The sequence below is a fragment of the Desulfonauticus autotrophicus genome, from assembly GCF_055381725.1.
The window spans coordinates 1,617,629-1,640,223 of the sequence record NZ_AP042395.1 but is presented as its reverse complement, the minus strand read 5'-3'; the positions used below and the strand labels follow the sequence as shown (position 1 = coordinate 1,640,223).

Below are 22,595 nucleotides of genomic sequence, written 5' to 3'. Positions count from 1 at the left end.
CATGGAACATATTATTTCCTTAAGAGATGTTTATAAGAGCTTTGGCAGCCAGCAGGTTTTAAAGGGCCTTAATTTAGATTTACCTAAAGATAAGGTAAATGTAATCATAGGTAAAAGTGGCGGTGGTAAAAGTGTTTTATTAAAGCACATCATTGGACTTTTAAAGCCAGATAAAGGCCAGGTATTGGTTGCTGGAGAAGATATTGTCCCGCTTTCAGAAAGGGAACTGGCTAACATAAGAAGAAAATTTGGCATGCTTTTTCAGGAAGGAGCACTTTTTGACTCCCTTACCGTAGAAGAAAATGTAGCCTTTCCTTTAAGAGAGCACACTAAAAAGTCCTGGGCAGAAATTAAAGAGATTGTAGAACAAAAACTGGCCCAGGTGGGGTTAAAGGGAATGGGCTATAAAATGCCTGCAGAACTTTCCGGAGGTATGCGCAAAAGGGTGGGATTGGCCAGGGCTCTGGCCTTAGATCCAGAGATAGTGCTTTTTGATGAGCCCACTTCTGGCCTGGATCCTGTGATGTCTGCTGCTATTAATCACCTTATTGTCAGGACTAAAGAGGAATTTGGAGCTACCTGTATTGTTATTAGTCATGATATCAAGGCAACCATGGAGACTGCAGACCATATTTTTATGCTTTATGAAGGAAAAATTATTGCTTCAGGCACTCCAGAGGAAATACAAGCTTGTGAGGACCCGGTAGTTAGACAGTTTATTTTAGGACGGGCTGATGGCCCTATTAAGGTAATTTAGAGGGGATTAGCAATGGGAAGGTATTCTCTAGAGGTAAAAGTGGGGATTTTTGTTTTTATCTCTTTATTGGTCTTGGCTTACATGACCACGCAGGTAACCAGAGGAAAGTTTGTTTCTGGAGATATGTATCCTCTAGTGGTTTATTTTGATAATGTAACTGGATTGAAAAAAAATGCTCCAGTGGAAATTGCAGGAATTGAAGTGGGATTGGTAAAAGATATTGGCCTGGAAAATGGTCGGGCCAGGGTGGTATTGGCTTTACGCCCGGATGTTAAGGTGCATGCTGATGCTGTGGCCAAGATTCGCACCCGAGGGGTTCTGGGGGATAAATTTGTAGAAATCACCAGTGGTAGTGCTTCTTATCCTCTGTTAAAGGAAAAGGAGGTTATTGCCCGTTCTGACTCTGGCGCAGATTTGGGTGAGCTCATGCAAAAAGTGGGCAGTATTGCAGATGACATTGGTAGAATCACCAGAAGTGTTTCCAATGTCCTGGGTGGACCAGAAGGTGAGCAAGATTTAAGGCTATGGATTACCAATTTAAAGGAAATGTCCATTGAGCTGAATAAAATGGTTCAAAGTAATTTGCAAAGTGTAAATAAAATTGTGGCCAATTTAAGGGAATTTTCTGAGGATATAAAGGATATTAGCGGCGGCAATAAAAAAGAAATTAACCGCATAGTGCGTAACTTTGATGTGGCTATTTTAGAACTAAAGGAATCCATGCTGAAAATGAATGAACTGCTGGAAAAAGCCAATAATGGCCAGGGCCCTCTGGCCAAGCTGGTTTCAGACAAAGAAATGGGAGAAGGTTTAAAGCAAACAATTAGTTCCTTAAAAACAGTGGCTAAAAATATAGAAGAGGGTAAGGGTACCCTGGGGAAGTTGATAAATGAGGATACTACAGCCAAAAATCTGGATAAGACTTTAGAGGGCTTGAATAAATACCTGAGCAAGCAAGACAAATTTAAAACCAGTATAGACGTACATTCAGAATATCTTACAGACACTGGAGATACCAAATCTTATGTTACTTTGCAGATTAAGCCCAGTGTGGATAAATTTTATTCTCTATCCATTATAGACGACCCCAAAGGTGAGACCAAAGAAACTAGCACCTACCGTCGCTATCGTACGGATAAGGGAGCCTGGCATACTTATGAAGAAGAGGAAAAAGAGACCAAAGAAGATGGCCTTAAGTTTTCCTTACAAATAGGCAAGCGTTTTCATGACTTTGTGGTTAGAGGCGGTATTATTGAGTCTTCTGGTGGGGTCGGCCTGGATTATTATTTGTGGGACGATAGGGTAAAATTGTTTTTTGAGGCCTTTGACTTTGATGACGAAGACCCTGCTCATCTAAAGGCTGGGGGCAATATTTACTTGCTTCGCAATGTTTATCTTACTGCAGGTATGGATGACTTTGCCGATAGTGAGGACAGGTCCTTTTTTGTAGGTGGTGGGCTTTTCTTTACAGATGAGGATATTAAATATATCCTGGGCTCTACTCCCTTGCCTAAGGGGCAATAAAAATTAATTTTAATAGGAGTTAAGAAAAGGCAGGCTAAAACCTGCCTTTTCTTTTTTAAAGGGGATAGAATGGGGAAAAAACTGGTAGTAATTGGCCTGGATGGACTTTCTTTTTCTTTGGCCAGGTATCTGGTAGCAGAAGGTATCTGGAGTAATGTGGGCAAATATTTGGACTTAGAGCAGGGAACTTCCTTTTCTTCAGAAATACCCTATCTTTCACCTGTCAACTGGACTTCTTTTTTTACTGGTAAGGGGCCAGAAGAACACGGTGTCTTTGGTTTTACAGAATTTAATAAGGAGAAAGGAGAGCTCTTTTTTCTGATTTTACGCATGTTCAATCGCCAACTATCTTTGAGGTACTGGGGCAAAAGGGATATTTTCTTAAGGTATTAAACCTGCCGCATACCTATCCTGCCCGCCCCTTACGAGGACAACTGGTAGCTGGTTTTTTGGCTTTAGACTTACAAAAGGCTGTATTTCCACCCATGCTCTATCCTTTGCTGAAGCAAAGGGGCTATGTTTTAGAGGGTGAGACCATTAAGGCCCTTCAGGACCCAGCCCTAATTTTCCCAGAGATAGAAAAGAGTTTACTGGCCAGGCAAAGGGCCTTTGAACTACTCTGGGCTGATTTAAGCTGGGATTTGTTTATTGTGGTAATCACAGAATTGGACCGCTTGTTTCATTTTTGTTATCCTTATTTGTTCTCCTCCCATCCCTTGCAGGAAAGGATGTTGCTTTTTTTAAAAAAAGTGGATGCTTTCCTGGGGTTAATTCTGGAACGCTATTTTGCCCTTGCTGGTAAGGACAAAAGGCTTATGCTGGTAGCTGACCATGGTTTTACAGAGTTAAAAGTGGAGGTGGATTTAAATGCCTTTTTGGCCCAGCAGGGATTTTTGACCTGGGCCAGGCAAGCCAGAAATGAATGGGATGTGCAAAGCATAGCCAAGGACTCTAAGGCCCTGGCCCTGGATAGTGGACGGATTTATCTGTACCCTTTTTCTAAGGTTAAGGATTTTTCTTTGGGGTTAAAGTTAAAGGAAGTTTTGCTGCAACTGGAGTATAAAGGCGAGAAGGTTTTGCCAACCATTTTTTTAAAAGAAGAGCTTTATCCCCGGGCTAATTTTGAGCATACGCCGGATTTGGTTTGTATTCCTGCTTCTGGGTTTGAGCTAAAAGGAAAATTTGACCGTAGAGAAATTTTCGGTCATTTTGGCCGCAGAGGAGCGCACAGGGAAGAGGATGTATTTTTTTGGGACTCCTGGGGATTTAAACCCCGTAGAACCAGAGATGTGGGACAAGAAATTTTACATTATTTTGAGGGAAGTATTTTAGTATGAAAATAGATTATGCGAAAGAGTTAAATGAAGCCCAGCTAGAGGCTGTTTATAATCTAGAAGGGCCTTTGTTGGTCATTGCTGGAGCCGGGAGTGGTAAAACCAGAACCATTGTATACAGGCTGGCTTACCTGGTGGAGCAGGGTATCTGGCCAGAAAATATTTTACTGCTTACCTTTACCCGCAAAGCCGCGGCTGAAATGCTTAGAAGAGTGGAAGAGCTTTTAGGCAGAGATGTGGCTGGAGTGGGGGGCGGTACTTTTCATAGTTTTGCCTATGCAATGTTGCGCAAATTTGCTTCTGCTGTGGGTTTAAATCAGGGTTTTACGGTTATTGATACCAGTGATGCCAAGGATATTATTGGCCAGGCTAGAGCCAGCTTGCATCTGGATAAAGACAAGGGGTTTCCCAATAAAAATACCATTTATGACCTTATTTCCAGGTCTAGAAACAAGGAATTGGCCTTAGAGGATTTTTTATCTGCCAACAGTTATCATTTATTAAAGTTTTTACCAGAACTGGAGCGCATTTTTAACTATTATCAAAATTTTAAAAAAGAGCATTTTTTACTGGACTATGATGACCTCTTATTTACCTTTGAAAGTTTGTTGCAGGAAAAAGCAGAGATTAGAGAGTTTATGCAACAGATGTTTAAATATGTCATGGTAGATGAATACCAGGATACCAATTTGGTCCAGGGAAGGATTATTAAGCTTTTAGTGGGAGAACAGGGCAATGTGATGGCTGTAGGAGATGATGCCCAGTCCATTTATGGTTTTCGAGGGGCTACAGTGGAAAACATTTTAAATTTCCCCAAGCTTTTTCCAGGGACCAAAATCATCAAGCTGGAACAAAACTATCGCTCTACGCAACCCATTTTGGAATTGACCAATCATATTTTAAAGCAGGCCAGAGAAAAATATCCCAAGAAGTTATTTTCTCATAAAAAGAGCAGTGTAAAACCAGAAATTATCTATACCACCAGTGACTTGAGCCAGGCCCAGGTGGTGGTGCGCAAAATAGAAGAACTGGCCAGGACCTATCCTTATTCAGAAATAGCGGTGTTATTCAGGGCAGGTTATCAATCCTTTGCCCTGGAGATGGAATTGGTGAAGTTGGGGATAAGTTTTTACAAATATGGGGGTCAGAAGTTTTCTGAAGCTGCCCATATAAAGGATTTAGTTGCTTTTTTGCGTTTGGTAGCCAATCCTTGTGATATTTTGGCCTGGACCAGGGCCCTGGGAAACTTAAAAGGTGTTGGCCCTAAAACCTGTCAGCGTCTATATCAGGCTTTTATGGAAGGTAATCAGGAAATAAGTAAATCCCTGTGCGCCCAGAAGCCAGAATTAAAGGAAGTCCTGGAAAAGCTAGAAAACTTGCGTTTTAAGTCTCTTAGCCCGTTAAGTGTGTTAGAGGAGATAATGACCATTTATGGTCCCATTATGGAAGAGAAATTTGTGGATGATTTACCCAAGAGAATGGCCGGCGTGGAGCAGTTAATGCAAATTGCTTCTACCTATGACAACTTGGATGTCTTTTTGGCAGATTTGAGCCTGGAGCCTTCCTTAAGGGAAGAAAAAAGTAAGGATAGATTGGTCCTATCCACCATTCACTCGGCCAAGGGCCTGGAGTGGTCAGCCGTACTTATCCTGGACCTGGTGGAAGAGCGCTTTCCTTCGAAACTGGCCATGCAAGACCCCAAAGAAATCGAGGAAGAAAGGCGTCTTTTGTATGTGGGGTGTACCAGGGCCAGGGAATATTTGGGGTTGTTTGTGCCAGCTACGGTTTACAATCGTTATCAAAACAGTTTTGACCCAGCCAGCCCCAGTCCTTTTATTCGGGAGATAATACCTTCTCTGGTAAAAAGTTATAAAGAAACCTATTTTGGAGAGATTGTGCCTTTAGAAGAAGAAAAAAGAAGAGCCAAAGCCCAGGCCAGAAAAAAACAATTTTACTGCTACAGGTAATTATTGTGAGCATAAAATCTTTGGCACAGGCAAGGTTATTGCGCACATTCCTCCCAATAAGTACAAGGTTAATTTCCCCCAATTTGGTTTAAAACTGGTACTGGAAGATTATCTTACCTTTAAGTGATGTTTGGAGAAGATTTTTTTCTAACTTTGCTGGATAATTATTTTGTCCAGGAAAAAAAGGGCTTTTGGTGGCCAGAGGAGATGATTGCGCCCTAATTGAAGGTAAGTCCTTTGCCTTAAGTAGCGACCTCTTTTTAGAAAAGGTACATTTTGATTTAAGGTATTTTTCCCTGGAAGACGTAGGCTATAAGGCTTTGGCCGTAAATCTGAGTGATTTAGCTGCTGCTGGGAGCTGGCCAGAATATTTTTGCCTGCAACTAATCTGGCCCAGGAAGTTTAGTTTAGAGCAAAGTGAAGAATTATTTAAGGGCATGTCCCAATTGGCAAGTCAATTTAAACTGACTTTGATTGGGGGAGACTTGAGCCAGGGAGATACTCTGGGGCTGGCCATTACCATCTTAGGTAGTGTGCCCTATAGATTTTTGCCCCGTAAACAGGCTAAAGAAGGAGATCTGGTTTTTTTGGTGGGAGAAATTGGCCTTTCCAGGGTTGGTTTTTTAGCTTTGCAAGCAGGAATTTCCGGTTATCCCCGCAGTAAACAGGCCCATTTACGCCCCAGGCCCCTGGTTAAAGAAGGTCTGATTTTAGCCCAAAAAAATGTTAAGTCTCTCTTAGATGTATCTGATGGTGTGGCCAGGGATATTTTTAGATTGTTGCCAGAAGGTCTGGGCCTTAATCTCTTTTCAGACCTTCGTTTACCTGCGGAAGTTGTTTCCTTTGCTACAGCCAGGAATTTATCTCCCCTACACTTAGCCCTGGAGGGAGGGGAGGATTATGCCCTTTTAGGCGTGGTGGAAGCTAGCCAGGTAGAAGAGTTGCTTGCAGATTTGCCTTACGTGCAAATTTTAGGAGAGGTAAGCAAAGGTGCTGGTATTTATTATCAGGGTAAAAAACTGGAGCTTAAAGGCTTTGATCATTTTAGTTAGCCCCTTTTGGGAGGTAGTCTAGAATTAGACTTTAGAGTTTTTTTTGTTTAAAAGGCCTTCACTTCGCGTAAGGGAGAAATATTTTTTATGGATATAAAAAAAATAAGAAACTTTAGTATTATAGCCCATATAGACCATGGCAAGTCCACTTTAGCCGATAGGATTCTGGAGATTACAGGGCTTATTGGAGATAGAGAGAAAAAAGACCAGTATCTGGATAAAATGGACCTGGAAAGGGAGCGCGGGATTACCATTAAGGCCCAAACCGTGCGCATTCCTTATAGGGCCAAGGATGGGCAGGAGTATATTTTAAACCTCATTGACACCCCTGGACATGTGGACTTTTCCTATGAAGTTTCCAGAAGTCTTGCTGCTTGTGATGGCGCGCTTTTAGTGGTGGATGCCACTCAGGGAGTAGAGGCCCAGACTTTAGCCAATGTCTATCTGGCCTTAGACCATGACCTGGAAGTCTTACCTGTACTGAACAAAATCGATCTGCCCAGTGCAGAGCCAGAACGGGTTATTGCTGAGATAGAAGAAGGTATTGGCCTGGATGTGGAAAACATTTCTATGGTCAGTGCCAAGACAGGAGAGGGAGTCCCTGAACTTTTGGAAAAAATTGTGCAGTTTATTCCCCCACCCAAAGGAGACAGAGATGCTCCTCTTAAGGCTTTAATCTTTGACTCCTGGTATGACCCTTATGTGGGTGTGGTGGTTTTATTTCGCGTAATAGATGGAACCATTTCCCTGGGAGAAGAGATTTTAATGTACTCTACAGGGAAAACTTACGAGGTGATTCGCCTGGGTGTATTTTCCCCCGAAGCTGTATCTATAGACCAACTAGGCCCAGGTGAAGTGGGTTTTCTCTGTGCCAATATTAAAGAGTTAAAGGATGCAAGGGTTGGTGATACCATTACCCATCCCAAAAGGCCTACTCAGTCACCTTTTCCTGGGTTTAAAAAAATAAAACCCATGGTATTTTGTGGTCTTTATCCTGTAGACCCTGGAGATTACGAAGATTTGAAGTTTGCTCTGGAAAAGTTGCAGCTTAATGATTCTTCTCTGTTTTTTGAAGCAGAAACTTCCCAGGCCTTAGGCTTTGGTTTTCGTTGTGGTTTTCTAGGCCTTTTACACATGGAGATAGTGCAGGAAAGACTGGAAAGAGAATTTAAGGTTAACTTGATAGCTACTGCTCCTTCAGTGGTTTATAAGGTGGTGAAGGTGAGTGGAGAAATAGTTAATGTAGATAATCCAGCCAAATTGCCTCCTCCAGTAGAGATTGCGGCCATTAAAGAACCTTATGTGCGAATGGAAATATATGTGCCCAATGAGTTTGTGGGCAATGTTTTTAAGCTCTGCGAAGAAAAAAGGGGTATTCAAAAGGATTTGCGCTACTTAACGCCCTCGCGGGTGATTGTTACCTATGAACTTCCTTTTGCAGAGATAGTGTATGACTTTTTTGACCGCTTAAAGTCTGTTACCCGTGGTTTTGCTTCTTTGGATTATGAGGTAATAGATTTTAGGGAGTCTGATCTGGTGAAACTGGATATTTTGATTAATGGCTCGCCAGTGGATGCCATGGCTACTATCGTGCACAGGGATAAAGCCTATTACAAAGGTAGGGCCCTGGCTCTGAAATTAAAAAAGGTTATTCCCAGGCAGCTTTTTGAAGTGGTTATTCAGGCAGCTATTGGCAATAAAATTATTGCCCGGGAAAGGATTGCTCCTTTGCGTAAAAACGTTACAGCCAAGTGTTATGGCGGCGATATTACCAGAAAGCGTAAACTTCTGGAAAAACAAAAAGAAGGCAAAAAGAGAATGAAAAAAATGGGTAATGTGGAAGTGCCACAGGAAGCCTTTTTGTCCGTGCTTAAGGCGGATGAATAAGTTCAAAAAGAGGAGTGTGAGATGGACATAGAAAAAATAAAATTTTTAACTGCTCTTACTCTGGTAGTTTGTTTTCTTTTACTCCCTCTTGGTAGTTTGGGTTTAAGTTTTTTTTATGAATTGGGTTCTAAACTCAAAAAAAAGGTGCTTTTGGATAAACTGGCCCAACAAATTGCCAGGCAGGGTTTAATCTTTGGGTTGGGTGTAGGGATAAGTTTGGCCATCCTTTCTTTTTGGCCTGGATTTGGCGTAAAAGTAAATATGGATTTTCTAAGTTCTCCTCTGTGGACACAGGGACTTATTTTTTTAGGCGCTAGCTTACTTTTAACTATTTCTTACTTTGCTCTCTGGAAGTCCTTAAAAAACATTAAAGTATTACATTTATTGCTGGGGATAGGCGCTATAGTTTTCTACAAGCTCTTTTTATTTAACTTCTTTAGAGTTAGCTATAATTTGCTCTTGGTAAGTAATACCAATTATCCTCCTCTAAATTCCATATTTTATCCTGTTGTAGGACAGCTTTTCATCTTAAGTTTTCTGTTTTCCACTAGTATGGCTTTTATTTTTCTGATTCTGAGAAGAAAAATAGACGACTTTGGGCGGGATTATTACCGTTATGCCTTACATGTGTTAAGTAAAAGCGGTATTCTGGTCCTTGTTTTAAGTATAATCCCCTGCTTGGTAGTATTTTACCTTTTACAAGAAAGGTTTGTGTTTGCTCCGCTTATCCAGCCTGGAGCGGTAATTATTTTAGCCATGCTTTTTCATTTTTTTGTTTTCTACTGGTTGCTTAAACAAAATCAACCCTTGCGCTATAAGGGGCTGATTTCCCTTTTACCTTTGGGGAGCATGGTTTTACTCTTTTTTAGGCTTGTTTCCTATTTTGAGCTTTTTAAAATGGCTGGGCACTAGTTTTTTTCTTTTTTAACAAGAGCAAACAAAAAAAGGGGCCACCCAAAAGAGCGGTCAGGGCCCCTACAGGTATTTCTTCTCCTCCTGTTAAAAGAAGACGGGCTAAGATATCTGCTCCCAAACTTAAGCTCCCTCCTAAAAGGCCACTTAGAGGTAGCAGAGTGGAAGAAGTATAAAATCCCTGCAATCTTAGAAGGTGGGGGCCAACTAGGCCGATAAAGCCAATTACTCCAGCTACACTTACACTGGCTCCTGTTAAAATGCTGGCAGCTAGAAAAAGAAGAGGCGGTAAAAGTGAGGGTTGAGCCCCAGGGTGTGGGCTTCCAGGTCGCCCAGGGAAAGAAGGCTTAATTGTTTTAGATTAAAAAACAAAAAAAGGTGTCCTAAAAGGAAAAAAGGCAGAAAAATTTTTACTTCTAGCCAGGAACGATTGGCAAAGCTTCCTAAAATCCAAAACACAATGGAGCCCACTTTTTCTTCATCCAAAGATTTTAAAATGGAGATAAGGGCAGAGAAAAAGGTGGTGAGGATAATGCCTGCCAGGATTAGGGTTTCCTTTTGAAAAAAGTGTTTATGCCAGTTTAAATAAAGGACCAAAAGCAGGGTGATAAAAGCCCCTGCAAGGCTGAAAAGAGGAAGGGAATAAAGGCCAAAGGGGAAAAATCCCAAAAAAGGGCCAGGCTGGCCCAGAAGGCAGCCCCAGAAGAAATGCCCAGAGTAAAGGGTTCGGCCAGGGGATTGTTTAAAATATTTTGTAGAGTAGCCCCGCTGGTAGCTAAGGAAAAGCCAACCAGATAGGCTAAAAGGGTCCTGGGTACTCTTATTTGCCAGAAAATGGTTGACTCTACTCCTGCTTTTAAGTGGTAGATATCTAGATTTACAGGGCCTGCTAAAAGAGATAAGTAAGCCAGGATAAGGCTTATACTGAGAAGTAAAAGGGCAAAAACACAGGTTCTTAGCATGCAAAGAAACTCTCTTATTTTAGCTGCCTGGTCAAGTGGTTGTGGTAAGACCTCTTTGAGCCTGGCCTTTATAGCCAGCTTAAGGAAAAAAGGTATTCAAGTTTATCCCTTTAAGATTGGCCCGGATTTTTTGGACCCTTTATACCTGGGGAAAGTAGCTAATACTTCCTGTTATAATCTGGATTTGTTTTTTAGTCCCCTGGAACATGTGCAGGATTTGCTCAAAAAAGACGGTTTTAATTTGATTGAAAGTGTAATGGGGTTTTATGATGGAGACAAGCAGGGTCAAAATTCCACTGCTCATCTGGCCTTTTCCCTGGATATACCTGTTTTTTTAATAGTAGAGCCTTTAAAAGCAGCTAATAGCCTGGCTGCAGTTGTTTATGGCTTTTGCCAGCTTAGACAAGAAGGCAAATTAATAAAAGGAATTATTTTAAATAAATATACTTCCTTACGCCAGGTAGAGCTTTTAGAAGCCAGCTTAGAGCAATATAACTTGCCTCCTTTAGTAGGCGCTTTTCCCAAGGGCAGTTTGCCAGAACTAAAGTCAAGGTATTTAGGACTTTATAATCAGGTGGATTTAAGTGGTGCAGATAGACAAAGGCTAGAAGAGGCTGGAGAAAAGTATTTTTTTTGGGAAAGGATATCTAAGGTATGTGCTTTTAAAAGGAGAAAGTAGATTCTGCCAGGATTAAGCCAGGGAAAAGGCAGGTAAAAAAGGTAAAACTGGGCGTAATTTTAGATGAAGCCTTTAATTTTTACTATCAAGCCCAGTTAGAAGCCCTGAAACAAAGGGGGGTGGAACTGGTTTTTTTTCCAGCCTTACTACTAAAACCCTTCCTTCCAATTTAAAGGGCCTTTATATTGGGGGAGGCTATCCTGAACTTTACGCTTCCCTGTTAAGTGCCAATAAAAGCTTACTTGAAGATATCCGGAAATTTGGCCTGGAGGGTGGAAAAATCTATGCTGAATGTGGAGGTTTGATTTTTTTGACTCAAGGAATAGAAGGCCAGGATAAATTTTATCCTCTGGTAGGATTATTAAATACAAGGGTAAAGCTTTTACCTAAAAAGGCTTATTTAGGTTATGTAAAGGTAAAGATAAATAGGGATTGTGGCTGGTTTAGAAGGGACACTTTGCTTAAAGGACATGAATTTCACTATTCCACTTTATTAGATAAAAATGTTTTAGGCGTAGAAAATGTATATGAAGTGGTAGATAGTCTGGATAATCCTCTTGAAAGCAAGGGGTTTTATTTTAAAAATATCTTAGCCAGCTATATTCACTTATATTTTGCCCATCAAGAAGAGGTATTAGATAATTTTTATTCTTTTTTAAAGGAAAGTTAAATGAAAGGTATAATTGTTATTAATCATGGCAGTAGAAATGAAGATGCCAGACAGGATTTTTTAAATAAGGTAGAAAAGTTAAAACAAAGGGCCAGAGGTTATGTTTTGGCTGGAGCCTTTTTCTCTGGGCAAACCCAGTGTAGAAGAGGTAATGCAAGGTTTTAAAGAGCAGGGAATAACTAAAGTTGGCTGGTATCCCTATTTTTTAAATTCAGGCAATCATGTACGTCTGGACTTGCCTGCTTTAAAGGATAGGTTAACTCAAGACCTGGCAATGGAAATAGAGATTTTGCCCGGGCTTTATGCTGAACCTCTACTGGAAGAACTGGTTTTTGAAAGCATTGCTTCTTTTCTGGAGAGCAAATATCCCGGTTTGCCTGAGGAAATAGAAGCTAGTAGCCTGGATTTTATTGAGCAGAGCTTAAAGATTAATTTTTTCTCTAGGGAAGAAAGGGAAGTGGTTAAAAGGGTGATTCACGCTACTTGTGATTTTTCCTTTGCCCAAACTATGCGCTTTCATCCCCAGGCTATAAGCACAGGCATTTCTTTGCTCAAACAAGGGGCGAAAATTTTTTGTGATGTCAATATGGTTAGAGCTGGGCTTACTTCCTTTAACTCCTTTTGTTTGATTAAGGACAAAGAGACCTTAGAATTGTCCAAAAGGGAAAAGATAACCAGGGCAGCAGCAGCTTTTAGGTTGTTGCAAGAAGAGATTGCTGGTTCTATTGTAGTTATTGGCAATGCACCTACTGCCCTGGAAGAAGTACTTGCTTTAGCCAGGGTAAAACATATAAGGCCTGGATTGGTGGTGGGAGTGCCAGTGGGATTTGTAGGGGCAGCTTTGGCCAAAAGGCGTTTGAGTGAAAGTGATTTGGTGTACATTACCAATTGGGGACCAAGGGGTGGTAGCCCGGTAGCTGCTGCTATTTTAAATGCCTTAAAGAAACTGGTTTAAGGGTGAGAAAATGAGTAAAAAGGTTTCCAGAAGAGGTTTTTTAAGGGGGATGTTAAACCCTTTTAGGCGGGATGAAGAAGAAGGTTTTAGTGGACTTAGCCCTTTGTTAGTCAGAGGGGATAAGGCTCTGGAACAGGGTGATTTTAAGCTGGCTATAGAATGTTATGAGAAGTTTTTGGAAGAGGAGCCAGATAGTCTGGAAGTGTTGAAAAAATGTGGGTATGCCTATTTTAAGGCTGGAGAGTTTGAACAGAGCAGAAAATATTTTAATAAAGTTATGGAAGTAAGGCCCAAGGAAAATTTTTGTTTGCTTTATTTAGGGCTTGGCTGGGCCAAACAGGGAAATTTGGAACAGGCTGTTAGCTATTGGAAGTCCTATTTTAATATCCAAAAGCCCCTGGTGCAAAGAACCATTAACTCTGTGGTAGCCCTTTTTGAAGCCAAAGAGGACCAGGACCCTCTCAAGGTAGCTAAAGAAGTGGAAGAAGCTATTTTAGAGCAGAAAAAAACAAAGTAAGGTTTTTTAAAGAGTCCAGTTATTTTAGTTAATCTTCCAGAAAAAGCCAGCTTTTGCTGGCTTTTCTTTTTTTAACTTTTAAAAAGAATTTACTAATATTTTTACTTGTTTGCTCCACAGCATTTTTTGTATTTTTTGCCACTTCCACAGGGACACGGGGCATTGCGACCAATTTTAGGAGCTTTTCTTTTGACTGGGCTGGGCTTGGCTGTATCTGTTTCTCCTCCAATGAGGTTTAAATCCTGCTCTTCTTTGTGCTTAAATTCCTCTTCTTTTACCTGTTGGGGCTCTATGCGCAGGTGGCATAAGGCTTTGAGGGTGTTTTCCTTGATATTAAAGAGCATATCCTGAAAAAGTTCAAAGCCTTCTCGTTTGTATTCTTGCTTGGGGTCCTTTTGGCCATAACCACGCAGTCCAATTCCTTCTTTTAGGTGATCCATGTTGAGCAGGTGCTCTTTCCAGTTGCGGTCCAGACTTTCCAGAAGGAAAAAGCGTAAGATTTCCTGGTAATAGTCTCCTGCCTGTCCTTTTAACTCCTCTAAAATTTGCAATATACCTTTTTTAGCTTCTTCATAAGTAGGCAGGGTCTTTAGCTCCAGTACTCTTTTAAGGTTAAAGATTTCCTTTAACTTAGCCAGGACTAACTTTTCTGTTTCAGGATCTACTTTTTTGTTTTCTGAACAAGGGGCATAGACTTCTTCCAGGAGGTCATCTACAAATTCCTGGATAATAGGCTCCAGGTCCTCAGCCAGCATGAGTTCCTTTCTCTGGGCATAGATGACCAGGCGCTGCTGGTTCATGACATCGTCGTATTCCAGCAGGGTTTTTCTGATTTCAAAGTTGTGGGCTTCTACTCTTTTCTGGGCGTTTTCTATGGCTCTGCTTACCAGTTTGTTTTCTATGGGCTGGTCGTCTTCCATGCCCAGTTTGTCCATAAGACCAGAAATGCGGTCAGAACCAAAAAGGCGCATCAAGTCATCTTCTAAGGACAGGAAAAATCTGGAAGAACCAGGGTCGCCCTGGCGTCCACTTCTTCCCCTTAACTGATTATCGATTCTTCTACTTTCATGCCTTTCTGTGCCAATGATGTGCAGGCCGCCCAGTTCCTTTACTCCAGGTCCAAGCACAATGTCTGTTCCTCTTCCCGCCATATTGGTGGCAATAGTCACTCTGCCCTTTTCACCAGCCTTGGCTATGATTTCTGCTTCTTTTTCGTGGTATTTGGCGTTTAGTACCTCGTGGGGAATTTTCTCTTTTTTGAGCAGGCGCGAAAGTAGTTCGGACTTTTCAATGGAAGTGGTACCCACTAAAATGGGCCTGCCTATTTTGTGCAGTTCTTTTATTTCTTTAACTATGGCCCTATATTTAGCTTCCTGGGTACGATAAATTACATCTGGATAATCAATACGAATCATGGGCTTGTGCGTGGGAATAACTACTACATCCAGGTCGTAAATCTGTTTGAATTCCACGGCTTCTGTGTCAGCAGTACCGGTCATGCCTGCCAGCTTATTATAAAGGCGGAAATAATTTTGAAAGGTAATACTGGCTAAGGTCTGGTTTTCTGCTTCTACTTTTACTCCTTCTTTGGCTTCCAGGGCCTGGTGCAAGCCATCGCTATATCGTCTGCCCGGCATAAGTCTGCCTGTAAATTCATCTACAATAATAACCTGCCCATCTTTAACAATATAATCCACATCGCGTTTAAAGAGGTAGTGGGCCTTTAGGGCCTGTAAGACATGGTGCTGTAGGTTGATGTGCTTGGGGTCAAAGAGGTTGTCCACTTTTAAAATTTCTTCCAGGCGTTTTATTCCTTCTTCTGTAAGAGTAACGGTTTTTAACTTTTCATCCACTTCAAAGTGGGTGTCTTTTTTTAGTAAGGGTACAATTTTATCTATTTTGGAATAAAGATAGGTGGACTCATCAGAAGGTCCAGAAATAATAAGAGGAGTCCTGGCTTCATCTATTAAAATGGAGTCCACTTCGTCCACTATGGCGTAGTTTAATTCTCTTTGTACCAGCTGGTGAGGATAAAATTTCATGTTGTCTCGAAGATAATCAAAGCCAAATTCGTTATTGGTGCCATAGGTAATATCTGCCTTATAGGCAGCTTTGCGCTCTTCATCATCAAGGCCGTGGACAATCACCCCCACGGAAAGCCCCAGGAATTTATAGATGTTGCCCATCCATTCCGCGTCTCTTTTGGCCAGGTAGTCGTTTACAGTAACCACATGTACACCTTTGCCTGACAGGGCGTTTAAAACCACAGGCAGGGTGGCGACCAGGGTTTTACCTTCACCTGTTTTCATTTCTGCGATTTTGCCTTGATGAAGGGCAATACCACCGATTAATTGCACATCAAAGTGGCGCATATTTAAGGTACGTTTGCCTGCTTCCCTTACCAGGGCAAAAACCTCTGGAAGTAATTCGTCTAAGGGCTTGCCCTTGGCCACTTGTTCTTTATATTCAGCTATTTTGGCTCGCATTTGGTCATCTGTAAGTTTGCTTACAGAATTTTCCAGATTGTTTATTTGGTCTACCAGGGGAGAGATTTTCTTGAGATAACGGTCGTTTTTGGTACCAATTATTTTTTTTACTAAAAAATTAAGCATTGTTCTCCTCTATAAATTGTATTGCTTCTAGCCAGTGAGCTATTTTATTTCTTGGACTAGAAAGTCTTAACTGGATAAGACATCCAAGGCAATTAGTAAAGATGGGAAGTTTTTCCTGGATTTGACTCCAGAAATGTTGAGTTACCTTGGTGGTAAGCTCTTGTTTTTTTAATCTAAGACTTCCTCCCAGGCCACAACAAAAATCTATAGTCTCTTTGCTGGTAAGATGTTTAGCAAAAAAATCATGGGCAGTATGACAGGAGTGATGAGCTATAAAATCAAAGGAATTTTCTGCCTTAAAATAGGTTAAAAATTTATCTGCCAGGAACAAGTTTTTTTCAGGAATAAGATAATTGCTTAAACCGTGATAACAAGAAGTACAAAAGGTAATTACTAGAGGTTGTCCCTTTGCTTCCCAGAGGGATAGGTTGTGCTCTTTGGCCTTGCTGGCCTTTTGCGGAAAACCAGTTAAGAGGTAAGGTAGTCCACAACACTCCCACTTTAAGTCTTCTAAAACCCTTAATCCCAGTAGTCCTAGCATTTTTTCTAATTTTGACCTTAAATGGGGGAAATAGGGCCCTAAACAACCAGAAAATATCACCACCTCAGTGGACCAGTTTAACTTTTGGGTGCAGGAAAGGTATAATTGTTCAGGAAAAGGCGTAAATATATTTTTCTTGGAAGTAAGTGAGAGTAGAGAAGGGGTGATTCTTTTTAGAGGCTCCCTGGGCAACTGGTCTAAAATCCAGGCATATAAGTGCTCACTAACAAATTTATTTTTGGCTTTGAGTTTAGCCAGTTCTTGAGCAAAGTTTAAACCCTGCGTGCATACTTTAGCGCAGCGTTCACAACCCAGACAGTAGCTGGCTAGTTTTTCCAGGATTTTGGGCTTGATTTGAGGGGCCTTGGAGAGTAAAAACCATTTCCCTCGCGGCCCCAAGTCTTCCCTTAGGGTGCTTAAAAATAAAGGGCAAACACTTAGGCATTTACCACAGGATATACACCTATTTTCTGCAGTCATTTTTCTAGACAAGTAATAGTTTTTTTTTTAACCTTTTTAGTTTAGAGATAGCTATGGAACAGATTTCTGTAATTTCCCAAATTCAAGCAAGGGTACAAAAGGCCCGGCAGGAAGGAAAGGTCATTTCCCTGGTGCCTACCATGGGGTATTTCCACGAAGGGCACCTAAGCCTTATGCGCTATGCCCGCAAGCATTCTGATTTGGTCCTTGTTTCGCTTTTTGTCAACCCAACCCAGTTTGGCCCAGGAGAAGACTTTGAAGCCTATCCCAGGGATTTGGAAAGGGATAAAAAACTTGCCCAGGAGCAGGGCGTAGATATCCTTTTTACTCCCAGTAAGGATGAGATGTATCTTCCCAATCATTTGACTTATGTACGAGTGGACAAGCTGGATAAGTTTTTGTGCGGCAGGAGTAGACCTACCCATTTTCAGGGAGTATGTACAGTAGTTTTAAAGTTATTTAATATCTGCCAGCCAGATTTTGCAGTTTTTGGGCAAAAGGATTGGCAGCAGCTTATAATTATAAAGAAAATGGTTGAAGACTTAAATGTGGGCGTAAAAGTAGTAGGCCATCCCATTGTAAGAGAGCCAGATGGCCTGGCCATGAGTTCTAGAAATGTTTACCTTTCTAAAGAGGAGAGAAAACAAGCAGCCAAGATCTATCAGGGACTTCTTCTGGCCAAGAAGCTGGTAGAGCAGGGAGAAGTAGAAACTAGCAGGATAAAAGAAAGGGTGCAAAATTTTTATCAAGAGCAGATCCCTTTGGGAAAGTTAGATTACCTGGAGATTGTGCATCCCTTTGAACTTACATCCCTTGAGAGAATAGAAGACAAGGCCCTTATGGCTGTAGCCATGCAGGTGGGCAAGGCCAGATTGATAGATAATCTTTTGTTGCGAGGAAGTTTAGATGTTTAGAGAGTTTTTATTGGCAAAAATTCACAGGGCTACTGTTACTGAAGCCAGACTGGATTATGAGGGTAGTATTTCCATTTGTCCAGAGCTCTTAAAGGCCAGTGGTATTTTGCCTTTTGAAAAGGTTGAGGTCTATAATTTAAATAATGGAGAGAGGTTTGCCACCTATGCTATTCTGGGCAAAAAAGGTGAGATTGCTTTAAATGGCGCTGCTGCTCACAAGGGAAAGCCAGGAGATAAGGTGATAATTGCCGCTTATACCCATTTAACCCCTGCAGAGATAAATTCTCATAAACCTAAGATTGTGCTGGTGGGTAAAGAGAATAAGATTAAGAGAGTAAAATAAGTGTCAGCAGAAAGGCCTACTCTTTTTAAGCGCTTTAGGTCTTTTATCAAGGCCAACTTAATTGCCGGACTACTTTTTCTTACCCCTCTGGCAGCGACTTTTTATTTTTTAAAGTTTACTATTACCTGGATTGATAGAATTTTACTCCTTATTCCCCCAGCCTATAGGCCAGAGAACTTTTTACCTTTCCCAGTGCCTGGTTTAGGGATTTTTGTTTTATTTTTTATTTTACTCTTTACAGGCGTTCTGGTTAGAAATTATCTGGGAAGTAAACTGGTTGCGCTCTGGGAATATATTATTTCCAAAATTCCCTTGGTAAATAAGTTTTATATTTCTGTAAAACAACTTATTGAGACCATTTTAAATGGAGGAAGTAAGGACTTTAAAAGAGTGGTTTTGGTTGAATTTCCCAAGGATGGAGTGTATTCTTTAGGTTATGTAACGGGAGTTGCTGTTGGTGAAATCCAGCAGAAAACCAAAAAAAAGGTGTTAAACATTTATGTTCCCACCACTCCCAACCCCACTTCAGGCTATTACCTGGTGGTGCCAGAAGAAGAGGTCATTCCTCTGGAGATGAGTGTAGAAGATTCTTTTAAGTTGCTTATTTCAGGTGGGATCATAAATCCTGATGAAACCCCTAAAAAAAACAAGAAGTAAGGAGGAAACAATGCTTTTAACTTCAGAAAAATATTATTTTGCCTCAGAATCTGTTACTGAAGGGCATCCAGATAAAGTTGCAGACCAGATTTCTGATGCTATTTTAGATGCAATTATTGGCCAGGACCCCAATGCTAGAGTGGCCTGTGAAACTCTGGTTACCACTGGTTTGGCCTTTATTGCTGGTGAAATTTCCACCACTGCTTATGCGGACTTTCCAGAGATTGTCAGAGAAACTGTGAAGAACATTGGCTATACAGATGCTGCTATGGGCTTTGATTATGCTACCTGTGCAGTTATTTCTTCCATTGACAAGCAATCTCCAGACATTGCCATGGGTGTAAATCGGAAAAATCCAGAAGAGCAGGGAGCTGGAGATCAGGGAATGATGTTTGGCTTTGCTGTAGAAGAGACTCCCACGCTTATGCCTGCTCCCATTTATTGGGCTCATAAGTTGTCTAGAAGGCTTTCCTATGTGCGTAAAAATAATATTTTAGACTTTTTACGCCCAGATGGAAAAACAGAAGTGAGCATTGAGTACATAAAAGGGGTCCCCACCCGTATTGATAGTGTAGTGGTGGCTGCCCAGCACAATGAAAATGTGTCTTATGAAGATCTGGTAGAAGCCATTAAAGAGGAAGTTATTTTTAAGACCTTGCCTGAAGACATGGTGGATAGAAAGCAGATTAAAATCTATATCAATACCACCGGTCGTTTTGTCGTGGGTGGTCCTCAAGGAGACTGTGGGCTTACAGGTCGAAAAATTATTCAGGATACCTATGGTGGCATGGGCCATCACGGAGGAGGTGCCTTTTCTGGTAAAGATCCTTCCAAGGTGGACCGCTCTGCTGCTTATATGGCCAGGTATATTGCCAAAAATATTGTGGCTGCAGGATTGGCCAAGAAGTGTGAAGTGCAAATTGCCTACGCCATTGGCGTGGCTGAGCCTGTTTCTGTATTTGTCACCACTGGAGGCACAGGAGTGGTGCCAGATGAAACCTTGCAAAAGGCAGTAATGGAAGTCTTTGACCTCAGACCTTTTGCCATTATCAAAAGGCTTAACTTGCTTCGTCCCATTTATAAGAAAACCGCATGTTATGGCCACTTTGGAAGAGAAGATGTGGATTTTACCTGGGAAAAGACTGATGCAGTAGAAGATTTAAAGACTGCCTGTAAGATTTAAGCTTATTAAAAAGAATAAATAAAAAAAGAGCCACTCTTAAGAGTGGCTCTTTTTTTAGGTTTTAATATCTATAATGCTCTGGCTTATAAGGACCTTCAATGGGTACGCCTAAGTACTCAGCTTGTTTGGGAGTTAATTTTTCCAGTCTAACGCCTAGTCTGTCTAAATGTAATCTGGCTACTTCTTCATCCAGTTTTTTAGGTAAGACCATAACTTTGGGCTCATATTGGTTTTTGGCCAGTTCTATTTGAGCCAGTACCTGGTTGGTAAAACTGGCGCTCATTACAAAACTGGGATGGCCTGTAGCACAACCTAGATTGACCAATCTTCCTTCTGCCAGAACAATAATGGACTTACCAGATTCCAAAATCCACTTGTCCACCTGGGGCTTTATGTTGATTCTTTTACATTTGGGATTGTTTTCCAGATAGCTCATTTCTATTTCTGAATCAAAATGTCCAATATTACAGACTATGGCTTCATTTTTCATCCTTTCCATATGTTCGCCTCGAATGACATCACAGCAACCAGTAGCAGTGACAAAGATATCTCCCAGGGGAGCCACTTCTTCCATGGTTTTTACTTCATAACCCTCCATGGCAGCTTGCAGGGCACAGATGGGGTCAATTTCCGTGATAATCACTCTAGCTCCCATACCTCTCAGGGCCTGGGCACAGCCCTTGCCCACATCTCCATAGCCACAGACCACAGCTACTTTACCTGCAATCATTACATCTGTAGCTCTTTTGATTCCATCGATTAAAGATTCCCTGCAACCATACAGGTTATCAAACTTGGATTTGGTCACAGAGTCATTAACATTGATAGCTGGGAAAAGCAGCTCTCCAGTTTTTTCTAACTGATACAAGCGATGAACTCCTGTGGTGGTTTCTTCAGAAACTCCCCTGATGTTTTTAGCAATGCGTGTCCATTTTTCTGGGTCTTTTTTTAAGCTGTGTTTTAATCTTTCTACCAGAACCTGCATGTCCTTGTGCTCAAAGGTTTGTTCCAGAAAGGAAGGATCTTTTTCTGCTTTTACTCCCAGATGGATAAATAGAGTGGCATCCCCTCCGTCATCTACAATAAGGTCAGGACCAGAGCCATCAGGCCAGGTCAGGGCTTGTTCTGTACACCACCAGTATTCTTCAATGGTTTCCCCTTTCCAGGCAAAGACCTTGGCCAGGCCAGCTTTAACCACTGCAGCTGCAGCCTGGTCCTGGGTGGAAAAGATATTACAGGAAGCCCAGCGGATATCTGCGCCTAGTTTGTGAAGGGTCTGGATAAGCATGGCAGTTTGAATGGTCATGTGCAAACTGCCCATGATTTTTAAGCCCTTTAAGGGCTTTTCTTCCCCATACTTTTCTTGCAAAGCCATAAGACCTGGCATTTCATTTTCAGACAGGGCCATTTCCTTTAACCCCAAATCAGCCAGGGACATATCTTTAACTTTGTATTCAAGTTCTGGTTGTAATTCTAAAAACATATATTCCTCCTCTAACAATCTATAAAAAGAGGTTTAACCTCAAAGGATGGGTTTTAGCAAGTTTTTAAGCTTATAAAAAAATTGCCCTTTTCTCTTTTTTTAGTTTACTTGATAATTAATTACTAAATGATTAAGAAAATAGACTAGGAAAAACACAATATAAATAAGGGAGTAAAAACAATGAAAATAAGTTGCCCTAATTGTGGTTTTAGCCGGGATGTGCCTGAGGAAAAAATACCTCCCAAGGCAACCCGGGCTACCTGCCCTAAGTGTGCCCATAAATTTGAATTTAGAAAAGCAGAGCCTGCCCCATCTTTTATTCCTAGTTTTAGTCAGGAAGAAGAAGTAAAAAGGGAGCCAGAAATAACACCTACACCTGTAGAAAAAGAGACCACTCAGGAGGTTTTAGCAGAATCTTCTCTGGAGGAAAAGAGAAAAGGAAAAGCCCCAGGCAGAAGGTTTGTGGGAAAAGTTAGAAGGTCTAAAACCAGAAGAAGACCCTCAAGTCTTATCTGAAGAAAAGGTTGAAAAAGAGCAAAAAACCGACCCAAAAGAAGAGATCCCCTGGGAGCATCTGGAAAATTATGGTTTTTTCCCTGGGTTTTTTTTGACCTTAAAGAAAACTTTGTTTTCTCCTGGAAAGTTCTTTAGTCAAATGGAGTTTAATGGCTTTGGTAAGCCCTTAGTTTATTATCTTTTGCTAGCTGAAGTCCAGGCAATTTTTACTTTTTTGTGGGAAATGCTGGGCATATTCCCGCACTTACAACAGGAAAACGCTCAGCTAGGTGGGCTTGTGGGCCTTTCAGCCATGGGTTTTGGCTCTTTACTAATACTTATTTTTTATCCCTTGCTCTTGACAGGAGCTCTTTTTTTGGCAGCCGGGCTTAATCATCTTTTTTTGAGTATTTTTCGGGCCGGGAATAAAGGTTTTGAAGGTACTTTTAGAGCCATAAGTTATGCCAGTTCACCTTTGATTCTGGGCATTATTCCTGGGATTGGCCAGTTTGTAGGTGCCCTTTGGTCCATGGTGTTGAGTATAATAGCTTATAAAAAGGTACATGAGACCACTTATACCCGGGTAATTTTGGCTTTACTCCTGACTCCTTTTATTTTAGGGCTAAGTCTCTTTTTGGTGTTTAAGTTCTTGGTCTAGAGAGTGTTAAATT

Annotated in this window: 22 protein-coding genes and 2 pseudogenes; 19 read left to right on the top strand and 5 right to left on the bottom strand. The window is 41.2% G+C overall.

The features are described from left to right. The first annotated feature begins 1 nt into the window (after position 1). The 8 genes from ACZ42F_RS09330 to ACZ42F_RS09295 all read left to right on the top strand — a co-directional run bounded on the left by ACZ42F_RS09330 (position 2) and on the right by ACZ42F_RS09295 (position 9,433). Positions 2-757: an ABC transporter ATP-binding protein gene (locus tag ACZ42F_RS09330; RefSeq protein WP_464278778.1), complete on the top strand. Its 756-nt coding sequence runs from the start codon at positions 2-4 to the stop codon at positions 755-757. Between the two features lie 12 nt (positions 758-769). Continuing rightward, positions 770-2,281, top strand: coding sequence for an MlaD family protein (locus ACZ42F_RS09325; RefSeq protein ID WP_464278777.1), 1,512 nt, complete (start codon positions 770-772; stop codon positions 2,279-2,281). Positions 2,282-2,350: 69 nt separating this feature from the next. Continuing rightward, the gene (locus tag ACZ42F_RS09320; protein ID WP_464278776.1) at positions 2,351-2,674 is read left to right on the top strand and encodes an alkaline phosphatase family protein; all 324 of its coding nucleotides are present in this window, start codon (positions 2,351-2,353) and stop codon (positions 2,672-2,674) included. Next, entirely contained in the window at positions 2,629-3,618 is a 990-nt protein-coding gene (locus tag ACZ42F_RS09315) for an alkaline phosphatase family protein (protein WP_464280246.1), read from the top strand. The genes ACZ42F_RS09320 and ACZ42F_RS09315 overlap by 46 nt, the downstream gene beginning before the upstream one ends. Then, entirely contained in the window at positions 3,615-5,582 is a 1,968-nt protein-coding gene (locus ACZ42F_RS09310) for an ATP-dependent helicase (protein WP_464278775.1), read from the top strand. Before ACZ42F_RS09315 ends, ACZ42F_RS09310 begins: the two co-directional genes overlap by 4 nt. Positions 5,583-5,776: 194 nt before the next feature. After that, a complete protein-coding gene (gene thiL / locus ACZ42F_RS09305; protein ID WP_464280245.1) occupies positions 5,777-6,634 on the top strand; it encodes a thiamine-phosphate kinase in 858 nt (285 codons plus the stop codon). 87 nt (positions 6,635-6,721) lie between these two features. Further along, complete coding sequence (gene lepA, locus ACZ42F_RS09300) at positions 6,722-8,521, top strand: translation elongation factor 4 (RefSeq protein WP_464278774.1); 1,800 nt, start codon at positions 6,722-6,724, stop codon at positions 8,519-8,521. A gap of 21 nt (positions 8,522-8,542) precedes the next feature. Further along, positions 8,543-9,433, top strand: coding sequence for a hypothetical protein (locus tag ACZ42F_RS09295; protein ID WP_029969670.1), 891 nt, complete (start codon positions 8,543-8,545; stop codon positions 9,431-9,433). Here ACZ42F_RS09295 and ACZ42F_RS09290 read toward each other — a convergent pair. Beyond that, positions 9,414-10,102 (bottom strand): annotated as a pseudogene (locus ACZ42F_RS09290) (FecCD family ABC transporter permease). The gene ACZ42F_RS09295 and the pseudogene ACZ42F_RS09290 overlap by 20 nt on opposite strands. Then, on the bottom strand, positions 10,015-10,395 hold the full coding sequence (locus ACZ42F_RS09285) for an iron chelate uptake ABC transporter family permease subunit (RefSeq protein ID WP_464278773.1): 381 nt from the start codon (positions 10,393-10,395) through the stop codon (positions 10,015-10,017). The pseudogene ACZ42F_RS09290 and the gene ACZ42F_RS09285 overlap by 88 nt, the downstream one beginning before the upstream one ends. Between ACZ42F_RS09285 and ACZ42F_RS09280 the strand changes: the two genes are divergently transcribed. The 5 genes and pseudogenes from ACZ42F_RS09280 to ACZ42F_RS09260 all read left to right on the top strand — a co-directional run bounded on the left by ACZ42F_RS09280 (position 10,394) and on the right by ACZ42F_RS09260 (position 13,216). After that, positions 10,394-11,074 carry a nucleotide-binding protein gene (locus ACZ42F_RS09280; protein WP_464278772.1) on the top strand — a complete coding sequence of 227 codons (681 nt, stop codon included), beginning with the start codon at positions 10,394-10,396 and terminating at the stop codon, positions 11,072-11,074. The genes ACZ42F_RS09285 and ACZ42F_RS09280 overlap by 2 nt on opposite strands. 136 nt (positions 11,075-11,210) lie before the next feature. Further along, positions 11,211-11,744: pseudogene (locus ACZ42F_RS09275) on the top strand (hypothetical protein); the annotation flags it as partial. Beyond that, positions 11,745-11,909: a hypothetical protein gene (locus tag ACZ42F_RS09270; protein WP_464278771.1), complete on the top strand. Its 165-nt coding sequence runs from the start codon at positions 11,745-11,747 to the stop codon at positions 11,907-11,909. It abuts the pseudogene before it with no gap. After that, entirely contained in the window at positions 11,845-12,699 is an 855-nt protein-coding gene (locus ACZ42F_RS09265) for a precorrin-8X methylmutase (RefSeq protein WP_464278770.1), read from the top strand. The genes ACZ42F_RS09270 and ACZ42F_RS09265 overlap by 65 nt, the downstream gene beginning before the upstream one ends. Positions 12,700-12,709: 10 nt before the next feature. Beyond that, positions 12,710-13,216, top strand: coding sequence for a tetratricopeptide repeat protein (locus ACZ42F_RS09260; RefSeq protein WP_029969663.1), 507 nt, complete (start codon positions 12,710-12,712; stop codon positions 13,214-13,216). Between the two features lie 101 nt (positions 13,217-13,317). Here the strand turns inward: ACZ42F_RS09260 and secA are convergent, their stop codons facing one another. After that, a complete protein-coding gene (gene secA / locus ACZ42F_RS09255; RefSeq protein ID WP_464278769.1) occupies positions 13,318-15,828 on the bottom strand; it encodes a preprotein translocase subunit SecA in 2,511 nt (836 codons plus the stop codon). Continuing rightward, a complete protein-coding gene (locus ACZ42F_RS09250) occupies positions 15,821-16,849 on the bottom strand; it encodes a (Fe-S)-binding protein (RefSeq protein ID WP_464278768.1) in 1,029 nt (342 codons plus the stop codon). Before ACZ42F_RS09250 ends, secA begins: the two co-directional genes overlap by 8 nt. Before the next feature lie 53 nt (positions 16,850-16,902). Between ACZ42F_RS09250 and panC the strand changes: the two genes are divergently transcribed. Genes panC through metK form a run of 4 tightly spaced genes read left to right on the top strand, consistent with a single transcriptional unit; the run spans position 16,903 to position 19,946 of the window. Further along, entirely contained in the window at positions 16,903-17,763 is an 861-nt protein-coding gene (gene panC / locus ACZ42F_RS09245) for a pantoate--beta-alanine ligase (RefSeq protein WP_464278767.1), read from the top strand. Continuing rightward, positions 17,756-18,106 (top strand): aspartate 1-decarboxylase, encoded by a 351-nt coding sequence (gene panD / locus ACZ42F_RS09240; RefSeq protein WP_464278766.1) that lies wholly within the window; start codon positions 17,756-17,758, stop codon positions 18,104-18,106. Before panC ends, panD begins: the two co-directional genes overlap by 8 nt. Then, positions 18,107-18,763: a DUF502 domain-containing protein gene (locus ACZ42F_RS09235; protein ID WP_464278765.1), complete on the top strand. Its 657-nt coding sequence runs from the start codon at positions 18,107-18,109 to the stop codon at positions 18,761-18,763. 10 nt (positions 18,764-18,773) lie between these two features. Then, a complete protein-coding gene (gene metK / locus ACZ42F_RS09230) occupies positions 18,774-19,946 on the top strand; it encodes a methionine adenosyltransferase (protein ID WP_464278764.1) in 1,173 nt (390 codons plus the stop codon). Positions 19,947-20,007: 61 nt separating this feature from the next. Here metK and ahcY read toward each other — a convergent pair whose 3' ends face one another. Further along, positions 20,008-21,429: an adenosylhomocysteinase gene (ahcY, locus tag ACZ42F_RS09225; protein WP_464278763.1), complete on the bottom strand. Its 1,422-nt coding sequence runs from the start codon at positions 21,427-21,429 to the stop codon at positions 20,008-20,010. A 180-nt stretch (positions 21,430-21,609) separates the two neighbouring features. On the opposite strand from ahcY, the gene ACZ42F_RS09220 reads away from it, so the two are divergent. Both ACZ42F_RS09220 and ACZ42F_RS09215 read left to right on the top strand, forming a co-directional pair. After that, entirely contained in the window at positions 21,610-21,945 is a 336-nt protein-coding gene (locus ACZ42F_RS09220; protein WP_464278762.1) for a zinc-ribbon domain-containing protein, read from the top strand. Next, a complete protein-coding gene (locus ACZ42F_RS09215; RefSeq protein WP_464278761.1) occupies positions 21,890-22,582 on the top strand; it encodes a YIP1 family protein in 693 nt (230 codons plus the stop codon). Before ACZ42F_RS09220 ends, ACZ42F_RS09215 begins: the two co-directional genes overlap by 56 nt. Positions 22,583-22,595 lie beyond the last annotated feature (13 nt).